This is a genomic window from Pseudomonas sp. HPB0071, from assembly GCF_000478505.2.
GTDB classification, from domain to species: domain Bacteria; phylum Pseudomonadota; class Gammaproteobacteria; order Pseudomonadales; family Pseudomonadaceae; genus Chryseomonas; species Chryseomonas luteola.
In genome coordinates, this window is record NZ_KI517371.1 from 68,535 (window position 1) to 79,197 (window position 10,663).

Genomic DNA, 10,663 nt, shown 5'->3' on the forward strand with positions numbered 1-10,663 from the left:
AGCGGAACACACCTGTAGCCCGCTCTGGCGGTAGAGTTCGTTAGCGATCTCATCGAGCGATGCCTGTGGATGCTCAGCCACGATGTTGAGCAATACTTGAATATGGGAAGGCGTGAGTGCTCGAGGGCGACCACCCCGATTGACCATAGCTGAGGCTTTTTCAGTCCTGTTATGCTTAGTCATAAACAGACCCCCAAAGGCTTAGAACTAGAGGGTCAGCTTACTCCACGTATATTTTGTCTACACCCTCTTATTACAGATATAGCCCTACCGGGACTGGATGGCCGTCAGCTGGCTCAACTGGCACGTCAGTATCGCCCCGGATTAAAGGTGTTGTTTGCAACGGGCTATGCGGAGGGCAGTCTGGATGAGTATTCGGGCAATGGCATAGGCATTATCACCAAGCCCTTTTCTATCAGCACACTTGCACACAAGGTCTGGGACATAATCAGCCATGAATGATTTTTGGCGATTAGTTAAGCCATATTAGCGCCTGCTTGGGTTCCTCTCATGGTTACTAAGATACTAGGCGCAGGCATACCCCATTCCACTGGGCCGCTTCCAGAAGCGCTTCTTGCTCATTGGTAAATTCTACAATCACGCCGCCATGGGCATAAATAACGGCCCAGACCTCCTGCACTGGGGTCTGTAGAGCGGAGGTTAGCTCAGACTGTTGTAATAGCTGCGACATTATTTCAGGAACGTTTTCCATACCATGTCCTTCATTGCACGGAATGGCCGCGGATAAAGAACTGCGTAAGATAAAAGCAGGCGCAAGGTCGCAAGCTTTATGTACCAGGCAAGCTCTTCAGGTGGCCATGATAAGGAGTTCATACAGCTTTAGCGGGATAAATACAATCCGTCTGGAGGCTGCTCCCAACCCATCTGCGTATTTGTGGGTTAGGGATGGCCTGCTTGCTGTCAGGATAGACCCATCGCTTCAATAATTGCAGTCGCGGTGCTATTTACAGAAAAAAACGCCTAAGCGGGCTGACGACCATGCCCATTGTCTGTGCCATCCTAGCGATGATCACGTATCCTTGAAATGGCTAAGCACATCCTGTGCTGCAGTTAATAGCGTCAGATTATTCAGATCTACCGAAACGGTAATACAACAAATCATACCTAGGTTATGTAAGCCTTTCGCTATAGGCAGGTCTGCCTAAGGGAGTACAACTGGTCTTAGCCAAGAGAGATCAAAGATTAGACTTTATTGTGCAACCAGCCTCCCACTACGTCAGTGTCGTGTTGGACTATCCAGACTTTGAGTACTTTATGGTTATTATTTTTCGTCTCAATAAGTTAAGGGCACCTCTAAAAACCTGCCTTTTCACGGTAAAATTGACGCGTCCTTGCCTTAGGAGCTATGCCCATGCTCAGTCTGTTTGCCGACCAGGAACGTAAAGCAAAACTGGATAGTCTGGGTGATCCACTGACTCTGCTGAATAAGCACGTGGACTTCGCCGCCCTGGCCGTCGAGATTGACCGCTGGGCGCCCAGGCCCAGCCGAGCCAAGGGTGGTCGGTCTCCTTATCCAACGGAGCTGATGACGCGTTTGCTGATACTCCAGCACCTGTTTAACCTGTCCGATGAGCAGATGGAGTATCAGCTGCTCGACCGCATGAGTTTTCAGCGTTTCGCCGGACTGAAGCACGCCGGCCGAGTCCCGGACCGCAACACGATCTGTGTCTTTCGCGAGCGCCTGTTACAGGCCAATGTCGAGCATCAGATCTTCGCCGAGGTGCATCGCCAGTTGCAGTAGCACGGATTCCGGGCTCGTGACGGGCAGATCATCGATGCCAGCATTGTTCGAGCGCCGATCCAGCACAACACGGCTGCCGAGCAGGCGGTGGTGAAGGAGCAGGCCGTACCGGCCGAATGGTCACCGGCCAAACGCCGGCAAAAGGATGTCGAAGCACGCTGGACAAAAAAACACGGCAAATCCTATTTCGGCTACAAGCTATCCGTGAGCGTGGACCGGCGGCACAAGCTCATCCGCGCTATAAAGGTGAGCAATGCCAGCGAGGCCGATACCCGGCACCTTGTGGACATGCTCGACCGTAGCAACAGCAGCCGGGACTTCTGGGCCGATCGCGGCTATCACAACAAACCCAGGGAGCGCTGGCTCCGGCTCATTGGCTGGCGGCCGCGTATCCAGCACAAGGGCCAAGCTGGCAGACCTGTTGGAGAGCACGGCAAGGCCCGGAACAGGCGCATAGCCAGTCCCCGAGCCCGCGTCGAACACGTCTTTGCCAGCCTCTCGCAGATGGGCGGCAAGATGATACGAAGCATCGAACTGGCCCGTGCAGAGTTTGGCCTGACGCTCAAGTCGGCGGTCTACAACCTCAAACGAATGGCGAGCCTGTTGGAAACGGCCTGAACCTGCCCACCGGTTGCGTATCGCGACCGGCTAAATGGATGCTTTACGAGCACTTGACCCAGCGCTTGAAGGCTTGGAGCAGTACTTGTCGGCTCCCGGCGCTATCCCGGTGTGCATTTTTAGAGGTGCCCTATAAGGTGGATGCTCCAAGGCTAGTCTGAAGCAATCCATGATTTTTCGTCCACTTTGCTTTGAGCTACTTCAAAGCAAAGTGGCGACTCAGAAAGCATGCTCAGGCGGGTCGCTTATTTTACTTTTTCTTGCGGTAAGCTGTTACAGTAGTGTTTTTTATTACATTCGCACCTTGCTTGTGCCGGCCAGCAACTGTCAGCTTGCAATTTAGAGCTTTGACAGACAAATAGCATGATTCCTTGGGCCCTCTCCTGGCCAAACCGCGAAAGAGTACATCGGCGTAGCCACTTTAGCGGGGGTTAAGCTTACTTCATGGGTCTACATAAAATCTGATAAACGGCATGGAACTTTTTCAACAGTCCTTATAAGATATAATCTCATATAGCCACTATTGGACCAGGGAGAGGTCTTTGTTTAGTAAATACAGTGAGGAGCAGATCAAGCAGACCACTTTAGCGCTTTTAATGGAGCAAATCAGTTCAGGCCAGTTAGACCCAAGCTGCCGCGATACTCTTCGTAAGTCTCTACACCAAGCTAGAAAGTTTGCCATAGACAGCTTAGACGCTGCTGCTAAGGTTGTTAGTGATAGGGAAAATTCACTTGCTTCAATTCAGGCTAATTCCCGGCTTTGTCCCCATGCTTGTTAAAAGTAGATTCTGTGTAGCTTTGCCAGTTGCGGCAATGTGAGTCGGTTCTAGGTGTTTGATCGCAGGGAGAAAGGGTCTATGGTATAGACCTCTATCGCAGGATGATCCATGGCTCAAGTTCTACATACACTTGCCACGACCACGCACGCCATCCGAGCAGAACTACATCGATCGCAGGATCTGTCGCGCTATAGGCTCCCAAGACCATAATTAAATGGTGTAAGCGCGACTCTGTTGAGGACCACAGCCCATAGGCCGCATTCAACCTCACTGACCCTGGCTGAAGAGCTTCTGCTATCACGTTCTGGCAGAAGACGCTGCAGCGCTTCATGCCCACGCTTTCACGCTCGGGCCTGCATCGGCTCTACCAGCGACACGGCATCAGCAACCTGTCACGCTCAGCTGAGCCGGTACGTGAGAAGAAAGCCTTCAAACGCTATCCGCTGGGCTATCTGCATATCGATATCACCGAAATGCATACTGCAGAAGGAAAGGCTTATCTGTTCGTGGCGATTGATCGAACGTCGAAGTTTGTGTATGCCGAGTTGCACGAGCAGATGATGCGAAAGGATGCAGTCAGCTTTCTGGAGGCTACGCTCAAGAAGTTACCTTATAAGGTAACTAGTGTATTGACTGGCAACGGAATGCAGTTTGCCAAGAAGAACGGTACGGAAAGCTATCGAGCCCATCCTTTCGATGCGGTCTGCTATCGGCAAGGCATTGAGCATTGGCTAACCAAGCCCTTCCATCCGTGGACCAATGGCCAGGTGGAACGCATAAACCGCACGATTAGCAAGACCTTTCACTATGCCTCGCTTAAACAGCTGCAGGAGCATATAAAAGATTATCTGTGGGCGTATAACAGCGCTCGTCCATTGCGCTCTTTGGAGAGGCAAACACCCATTGGCTTTTCCTCTAGCAATGGCATAAACAACCACAGCTCTTTTTAACCGACCCAAACCCCTTCTTCCCGGGACCTAACACCTAAGACTTCTGGATTGCCGCCAGTTCCCGTCTAAGAGCATGGGACAAGGAGATAAGCCGATTAAGGTCCACAATATCCAAGCGGTTGATACGCTGAGAGACCTGATGGCTCGACGCTCTATCAGTTACTGTAATGATAAAAGTACCTATGGGTTCTAGGCTTTGGGTTAGCTGCACCTCGCACCCGTCACTAAACAGCCCTGCAAGGATCTTCACGTATCGATGTATGTTCTTCCGTGAGGTCAAATATAATTTATAAGCCCTACAGACATGTACGCAACGCAGAGGTTCCGGTAGGAAATATTAGGAGACCTACACAGCCTTTAAGGTATTCAAGATGTCTTCGCTTTTCTTTTGTAAGGCCAGCAAGTTGAGGAGGTCACTCCATTCAAGGCTTGAGAAGGCGCAACGTCCAGAGTACTTGTCTATCACCCAGATCTCTACCTGTTCCACAGAGGTAGGATCCTGAATATGGGTCAGCTTTACTCGATAGCGATCGCCAAGTAGTTCTTGCAAGATACCTATCTGCCGGTGCATAGCGTGCATTTCCGTTAAGCGAAATAAATGCCTTCTTGGGGTTGTACGCCGGAATCCCAGAAATTTCCGTCAGCCCAGCTCCAGTCCCGCCACGAGCGCATCCAGGTCGATGAACTTGCCGTCAGTCTGGAAGGTGTAATGCCCGTTCAGCAGGATGTGCCGCCAGGCCGCTGGCGACATCTGCGTGATCAACGCCAGCGCCTTGGCATTGCCAGCTGCCTCGTACTTCGTCAGCAGCAGGGACAGGATCGCCGAGTTGTAGAAGATGATCGCGTTGCCGATCAGCCTGGCGCACTGGTTGCTGATCTCGATTTCGATGTCGGTGCGGCCGGTCAATTCCTTCTTCCCACCGACTTGGGCGATGGTCGAGCGTAGCTGGTGATAGGACTCAATGCGGTTCTGCGAGCGGTGAACATTACGCTCCAGTTGCGGGTCGCGCAGGTAGCGCAGTGTGTAGATACTGCGGATGAGCTTGTCGAACTCGAAGATTGCGCGCCGCGTCGGGTTCGGCGCCGTATAGGTGCACAGCTTGCGGATCAGCGTGCCCTGCGTCATTTCCTTCAGGCCCAGTGTGGCGACGATTCGGTCGATGTTCGCCTTCTCACCGACGATGAGTTGCCGGTCGATCTGGCCAGCCGGCCGGATCAGGCATTTCTCGTACAATGCCAGATCATCGGCGCAATACAGCTCCTGCAACTGGTCGTCGAGGTCGGTGAAGCGCGGCTCGAAACGAAGTCCGAACCAGTGCAGGATGGCGAAGTTGGCCTTGTTGATGCTGTGCATGTCGCCGGTGATCGCGCTCGGCACGATGTCCGACGTGTTGCGGTACCAGATGTCGAACACGTGGTGAGCCTCGTACTCGTGTGCGCCTATCAGGTAGCCGTTCAACGGCACGTGATTGCACAGCAGCGTGTAGGCGACGACGCCCTTGCCGCGGCCGAAATATTTGCGCGAGTAGCGCGCCTTCACAGTTGGTCGCTCGACGCCGAATTTCTGCCCATCAACGGCACCGTACAACGAATCGAGGTCGAACGAGTAATGCGGGAAGATCGGCAGTGCGGCGATGGCGTTGCTGATGCAATCGTTGGCCACATGTAGCGTCGCCTGGCGCAGGTACTGCTGGTAGGTACTCTCCAGGACGTGGTACGGGATGTCGCTGGTACGTGCCATAACCTGGTTGCCGTGGTTCATGGCTTGGGCAATGATCACCGCCATCAGACTGTCGGCGTCGGCTACCTTCTTCGCATAGCGTGGCTGCAATGGTGTCAGCGCCGACAGGAACTGGCACTGGCCGTTGACGAAGCGAAACACGTCGGCGACATCGCAGTATGGCAGTTGCTCGTAGAGAGCTTGCTCGCGCGCCTTCTGGTTCTCCCCCTTGGGCTTGCGCCAGGTCAGTCTCTGCGTGTCCTTGTCGTATTCCAGGTGCGTCAGCTTGCCCTGTTTCAGCTCGCGATTGAACGCCACCCATTGCGCACGCAACTCGGCCGCCAGTGCATCGAGCTGGGCACTGACCGGCTGCCGCAGGAAGGGGATGTCCATCTGCGCGAGCACGGCGGCTTTCTCGTCCATCGAAACCAACTCGTCGGACAAATGCCGGTGCTGCAAGCTGTCGTCAATGTAGAGCTCGCCCGCCTGGAAGCGTTTCCTGACCTGACGGTAAAGCCAGAATTCGTAACGATCGGCATGCAGGCCTGTCGGCGTGCCTTCGGCATCGAACATCAGCAGGTACGGACGCAAGCGTTTCGGCAGCGTTGCCGCCGGACATTCGTCGAGTGGCCGTTGTGATAGGCGCTGCTGCTTGGCGAACACGCTCTTGGCCCAAGTCAGCGCCGCGAGCCATGGGTTATCGGGGGCCGTGCCGGCGAAGTCGAGCGCGACGTACAGCGGCCGTAGATGGCGTCGAATGCGTTCGGCCAGGCCGTCCACCGCCTGCCAGTGCAGCGCCAGTTTGTTCAGTGGCTTGACGCTCATGCGCTGCGCCGTGTTTTGCAGCAATTCCCTGGACATGATTTTGTAGGCGCGTTGGCGCACCTCGCCGAACGGCGTCGGATCGGCCACGCTGTCGTCCACGTACAGCGACAGCAGGCGGCCAACCTGCGGCGTTTCCTGATGGCGTCGCAGCTGTTCGGCGACAAAGGACTGTTTCGCACCCGTGCGGCTCTCGTCCTCAAGTTTTTTCATGTGGAAGGCCATCGCGTCGACCAGGTTGTCGGTGAGCTGCCGGTAACGTACCCAGGCATAGCACAGCAGGTAGAGCCGGGTCTGCTCCGCCTTCAGGTGGCGCAGGTCATGGACGGTATAGAAGTTCGCCAGGCTCGCGTAGTACAGCAGGTTCTGCTGCGAGATGCCGAGCTTGGGCAGCAGCGCCTTGGCGATCCCGTGCAAGGACTTCAGCGTGGCGCGCTTCTCGCGCTCCCCTGCCATCTGACGCCAGCCGAAATCTTTAGCGTCCTGCTTGAGCGCTGCCAGTTGAGACAGGGTGTCGTCACGCACCAGGAGCTGGCCCAGCGCAGCTTTGGCCGATTCGTCCAACACTTCTGCCAGCAAGCCGCCCAAGCGCCTGCGTTCGGTGGACAGGGCTTCACTGACCAGCTCTTGTAAGGTGGTGTGGCCGGGCCGGATGATTTTGTGCTCGCTGAGCCAAACGATCAGTTCGGCGGCCACGAATCCTGGCATTACGTCGCGCCGCACGATCTGTTCAGCCTGCTGTGCCAGTTGCGGCAGGAAGCTAGCCGCCCACGACCGGTAGCCGAACAGTTCGGCGATCTGACCCCTCTGGCTGTAGTGCTCATGCTTGGTGATCGCCTTGCGTTCGAACGCTTCGCCGTGGAAATAGCGACTCAGCACGAAGGCGCAATCGTCCTCGACCTCATGCCAATCGAAGCGGAAGAAAGCATGCTTGGCCTTGAAGTAGCCGATCTGCAAGACGCAATAGACTTGGGCCTGCAGGCTAGGCCGGCTGCTGGCGAACGCCAGTTCAGATTCGGTCAACGCCAGGTATTCCAGCCGCTGAGCATCGTCGAAGTCCGGTAGGCCGTACAAGGCTTCCTGCTCTGCGTCAGAAAAGACGGTGAGTAGCTTATTCTTGTTGCTCATCGACCGTCCTTCCCGCACCACGCCAACCTGCTCGCGTCAATGTTTCGATCAACGTAGTGCGCTTGACATTGAAGTTGCGGCACACCGCCGCCTTAGACATACCGCCATCGAGCGCGGCGACGATGGCGTCCAGCTTCTCACCAGTGATCGCCTGCGGCCGGCCGCCGATCCGGCCGCGTTTGCGTGCGGCGGCCAAGCCCGCGACGACGCGCTCCTGAATCAAGGCGCGCTCGTACTGCGCGAGCGCACCGAACACCTGGAACAGGAATTCGCCCGAGGGCGTCGTAGTGTCCAGGTTCTCTGTCAGCGAGCGGAACGCCACCCGCTTGTCCTTGAGCGAAGTCACAATGGCGAGCAGGTGCGACAGCGAGCGACCGAGCCGGTCGAGTTTCCACACCACCAGCACATCGCCGGCTCGAACGAACTCAAGCGCCCGCGCCAAGCCGGCACGGTCATCCTTCGCGCCAGAGGCACGATCCTCAAACAGGTGACGCGGATCGACGCCGGCGGCGAGCAGCGCGTCGCGCTGCAAGTCCGTGCTCTGGCGGTCGGAGTCCGACGACACGCGCATGTAGCCAACCAACATAGGCGGATAACCATCAAAAACAGGTTTCCGCATAATAGTGAATAGCGATAGAGTTTTCCGTACATTTTTGAGGGGGTGTTGCACAGGTAGCACAGCGGCGGCTGACAGCCTGTCGCAAAACAAATGTTTTACGACACCTCCTTGAGGTTGCCGCGTTTACATCATTACCTGAACAGGTATAAAATTCCGTCATGACAAACAAAGAAAAACCGCTCGAATGGATCGCGAGCAGCCACAAGGATTTGATGGCGTTGCCGTCCGACGTGCGTCGCCGTTTCGGTTACGCGCTCTCGTTGGCGCAGATAGGCGATCAGGATGACGCAGCAAAGGTGCTCAAGGGGTTCGGTGGTGCCGGCGTGCTGGAGGTCGTCGAAGACGATGCCGGCGGCACCTATCGAGCGGTATACACGGTCAAGTTTGCGGAAGCGGTGTTCGTCCTGCACTGCTTCCAGAAGAAGAGCAAGAGCGGAATCGCCACGCCAAAGGCCGACATGGACATCATCCGCGCTCGGCTGAAGGTGGCCGAGGTATTGGCACAGGAGCTACGAAATGCAAAAACGAATCATTGAAGGCGTCGAGGTTCAGCGCAGCTCGGGCAACGTCTTTGCCGACCTTGGACTGCCTGACGCTGAAAAGCTCAAGATCAAGACCGGCCTGGTGGTCGAGATCAGGAGGGCCATGCGCGCCCTTGGGCTGACTCAACAAGCGGCGGCCAAACGCATGGGCATCCCGCAACCGAAGGTGTCGGGCATGATGCGCGGCGACTTCACCAATCTATCCGAACGCAAGCTGATGGATTGTCTGAATCGCCTCGGCTACGACATCGAAATCAAGGTACGGCCAGCAGCCGAGCCGATCGGGCATCTAACGCTCGCAACCGCTTAATCGGAGCTCTCCTGATGGCAGCCCGCATCACCGACGACGAATGGGACGAACTGACTCCCGAGAATTTCGATACCACGGCACTGCTGCGTGCAGTCGATGCCGTGGACGTGCTGCGCGGCGATTTGAATGACAGCGCAGACGGCGCACCTCCGCAACTGCGCACCGACCTGTTGAAGCTGCATCAACTGGCAATGGCCGCGTTCAACGAGGGATCACGCAGCCGAGTGGCTGAGCTATTTGATCTCGCCGTGGATCTTCAGGATCAGGTTGATCATCTGATGACCTCGCTGGAACAAGTGCAAGAAACCCTGTCCCGGTTGACGGCGCTCTACCCAGAAAGCCTGTCCTGAATGTTCTTGGAGACAACCACATCATGAGCCGCAGCCGCCGCAAAACGCCCATCGTTGGGCACACGACCTGCCGTAGCGAGCGCGAGGACAAGAAACTCTGGCATCAGCGCTGGCGAACCCACGAGCGCACCGCGCTGGCCAGCGCGTCGCCGGAAGCTCTATGCGCCCATCTGCCTCTACTGGAAAACCAGGTCAGCAACGTCTGGTCGATGGGTAAGGATGGCCGCTCCTACTGGCCCATCAAGCGCCAGGCCGCCACGGCGGATCGCATTGCCAACCACAAGGGACGCAATCCGCAAGAGCGCGCCTCCCTGAAAAAGCGTCTGCTGCGCAAGTGGATGAGCAAATGAACCTGTCCACCATCGAGGCGCTGGCTATCGCTTGGGCGCGAATCGCTGAAGAAGCAGAACTCCCAGCCGGCTACGAGGGCACGGCGACGCCAGAGGCGCATCGGGCCTGCGAGGTGATCCAGGAGCGGATTCGAGAGCACGTCGTCGCCACCAATGACATGCGGCTGTTCGGCCTGCTGCACCTGCTTGGGCAGGCGTCGCTGCGCATGGAGCAAGCGCTGTGGCCGGAAGAATATGCGCGGATGACCCGCGAGGTCGAGGAAGCTCTCCGAGAGGCCGACGACCCCAACGCCAAGTCGTACACCCACGAAGAAGTCATGCAGGCGATGCAGGAACGCATCGACCGAGCGCGAGACAAAGCCATGTTGATCGGCTGACGGAAATTTCGGCGGTTCCGGCTGATCCAAGAATCTTGGCGTGACCTTACCTCCGCTCTACCGCTGGGTGCCAGCCTCGGCGCACGCCTAACCACCCAACTCAGAAAGGAAAATAAGTTGGTAAAACGCATTCCCGTATCCGAGCTTCGTCTCGGCATGTACATCCACAAGCTCGCCGGCTCTTGGGTTCGACACCCATTCTGGCGCGGCAGCTTCCTGCTGACCGAGCCTCAGGATCTCTCTGCCATTCGAGAATGTGGCGTCGGGGAGGTCTGGGTCGACTTGGCCAAAAGCCAAGTCGACCCAGAGAGCCCAGAGAGCCCAGAGAGCCCAGAG

General features: G+C 56.4%; 13 protein-coding genes and 1 pseudogene. 9 read left to right on the plus strand and 5 right to left on the minus strand.

Annotation, left to right across the window (positions count from 1 at the left end; genetic code table 11):
* Positions 1-183, minus strand: a 183-nt coding sequence (locus tag HMPREF1487_RS27760) for a helix-turn-helix domain-containing protein (RefSeq protein ID WP_177325238.1), incomplete at its 3' end; no start/stop codon positions are given.
* 147 nt (positions 184-330) lie between these two features.
* Between HMPREF1487_RS27760 and HMPREF1487_RS28220 the strand changes: the two genes are divergently transcribed.
* On the plus strand, positions 331-462 hold the full coding sequence (locus HMPREF1487_RS28220; RefSeq protein ID WP_256205803.1) for a hypothetical protein: 132 nt from the start codon (positions 331-333) through the stop codon (positions 460-462).
* A gap of 55 nt (positions 463-517) precedes the next feature.
* On the opposite strand, the gene HMPREF1487_RS25830 is transcribed toward HMPREF1487_RS28220, so the two are convergent.
* Both HMPREF1487_RS25830 and HMPREF1487_RS28635 read right to left on the minus strand, forming a co-directional pair.
* Positions 518-712: a hypothetical protein gene (locus HMPREF1487_RS25830; RefSeq protein ID WP_010799758.1), complete on the minus strand. Its 195-nt coding sequence runs from the start codon at positions 710-712 to the stop codon at positions 518-520.
* 491 nt (positions 713-1,203) lie between these two features.
* Positions 1,204-1,299: a hypothetical protein gene (locus HMPREF1487_RS28635; RefSeq protein ID WP_371106410.1), complete on the minus strand. Its 96-nt coding sequence runs from the start codon at positions 1,297-1,299 to the stop codon at positions 1,204-1,206.
* 73 nt (positions 1,300-1,372) lie between these two features.
* Here HMPREF1487_RS28635 and HMPREF1487_RS25840 point away from each other — a divergent pair.
* Both HMPREF1487_RS25840 and HMPREF1487_RS25845 read left to right on the plus strand, forming a co-directional pair.
* Positions 1,373-2,380: pseudogene (locus HMPREF1487_RS25840) on the plus strand (IS5 family transposase).
* A gap of 1,108 nt (positions 2,381-3,488) precedes the next feature.
* A complete protein-coding gene (locus HMPREF1487_RS25845) occupies positions 3,489-4,109 on the plus strand; it encodes a DDE-type integrase/transposase/recombinase (protein ID WP_010799761.1) in 621 nt (206 codons plus the stop codon).
* Positions 4,110-4,749: 640 nt separating this feature from the next.
* Here HMPREF1487_RS25845 and HMPREF1487_RS25855 read toward each other — a convergent pair.
* Together HMPREF1487_RS25855 and HMPREF1487_RS25860 are read right to left on the minus strand one after the other, a co-directional pair.
* Positions 4,750-7,779 (minus strand): Tn3 family transposase, encoded by a 3,030-nt coding sequence (locus HMPREF1487_RS25855; RefSeq protein ID WP_010799689.1) that lies wholly within the window; start codon positions 7,777-7,779, stop codon positions 4,750-4,752.
* Entirely contained in the window at positions 7,763-8,365 is a 603-nt protein-coding gene (locus HMPREF1487_RS25860; protein ID WP_010465829.1) for a recombinase family protein, read from the minus strand. Before HMPREF1487_RS25860 ends, HMPREF1487_RS25855 begins: the two co-directional genes overlap by 17 nt.
* A 191-nt stretch (positions 8,366-8,556) precedes the next feature.
* On the opposite strand from HMPREF1487_RS25860, the gene HMPREF1487_RS25865 reads away from it, so the two are divergent.
* From HMPREF1487_RS25865 to HMPREF1487_RS27150, 6 genes are all read left to right on the plus strand, one after another.
* Positions 8,557-8,934 (plus strand): type II toxin-antitoxin system RelE/ParE family toxin, encoded by a 378-nt coding sequence (locus tag HMPREF1487_RS25865; protein WP_003151133.1) that lies wholly within the window; start codon positions 8,557-8,559, stop codon positions 8,932-8,934.
* Positions 8,915-9,250 (plus strand): helix-turn-helix domain-containing protein, encoded by a 336-nt coding sequence (locus tag HMPREF1487_RS25870; RefSeq protein ID WP_001172026.1) that lies wholly within the window; start codon positions 8,915-8,917, stop codon positions 9,248-9,250. Before HMPREF1487_RS25865 ends, HMPREF1487_RS25870 begins: the two co-directional genes overlap by 20 nt.
* A gap of 14 nt (positions 9,251-9,264) precedes the next feature.
* On the plus strand, positions 9,265-9,600 hold the full coding sequence (locus HMPREF1487_RS25875) for a hypothetical protein (RefSeq protein ID WP_000741275.1): 336 nt from the start codon (positions 9,265-9,267) through the stop codon (positions 9,598-9,600).
* A 23-nt stretch (positions 9,601-9,623) separates the two neighbouring features.
* Entirely contained in the window at positions 9,624-9,950 is a 327-nt protein-coding gene (locus HMPREF1487_RS25880) for a hypothetical protein (protein ID WP_000091614.1), read from the plus strand.
* Entirely contained in the window at positions 9,947-10,327 is a 381-nt protein-coding gene (locus HMPREF1487_RS25885) for a hypothetical protein (protein WP_001054412.1), read from the plus strand. The genes HMPREF1487_RS25880 and HMPREF1487_RS25885 overlap by 4 nt, the downstream gene beginning before the upstream one ends.
* Before the next feature lie 117 nt (positions 10,328-10,444).
* Positions 10,445-10,663 (plus strand): DUF3391 domain-containing protein (locus tag HMPREF1487_RS27150; protein WP_010799763.1); only part of this gene is annotated, 219 nt, incomplete at its 3' end.

Coding starts and splice junctions, on each gene's coding strand:
- HMPREF1487_RS25830 (WP_010799758.1), bottom strand. CDS start 712: ATGGAAAACGTTCCTGAAATAATGTCGCAGCTATTACAACAGTCTGAG.
- HMPREF1487_RS25845 (WP_010799761.1), top strand. CDS start 3,489: ATGCCCACGCTTTCACGCTCGGGCCTGCATCGGCTCTACCAGCGACAC.
- HMPREF1487_RS25855 (WP_010799689.1), bottom strand. CDS start 7,779: ATGAGCAACAAGAATAAGCTACTCACCGTCTTTTCTGACGCAGAGCAG.
- HMPREF1487_RS25860 (WP_010465829.1), bottom strand. CDS start 8,365: ATGTTGGTTGGCTACATGCGCGTGTCGTCGGACTCCGACCGCCAGAGC.
- HMPREF1487_RS25865 (WP_003151133.1), top strand. CDS start 8,557: ATGACAAACAAAGAAAAACCGCTCGAATGGATCGCGAGCAGCCACAAG.
- HMPREF1487_RS25870 (WP_001172026.1), top strand. CDS start 8,915: ATGCAAAAACGAATCATTGAAGGCGTCGAGGTTCAGCGCAGCTCGGGC.
- HMPREF1487_RS25875 (WP_000741275.1), top strand. CDS start 9,265: ATGGCAGCCCGCATCACCGACGACGAATGGGACGAACTGACTCCCGAG.
- HMPREF1487_RS25880 (WP_000091614.1), top strand. CDS start 9,624: ATGAGCCGCAGCCGCCGCAAAACGCCCATCGTTGGGCACACGACCTGC.
- HMPREF1487_RS25885 (WP_001054412.1), top strand. CDS start 9,947: ATGAACCTGTCCACCATCGAGGCGCTGGCTATCGCTTGGGCGCGAATC.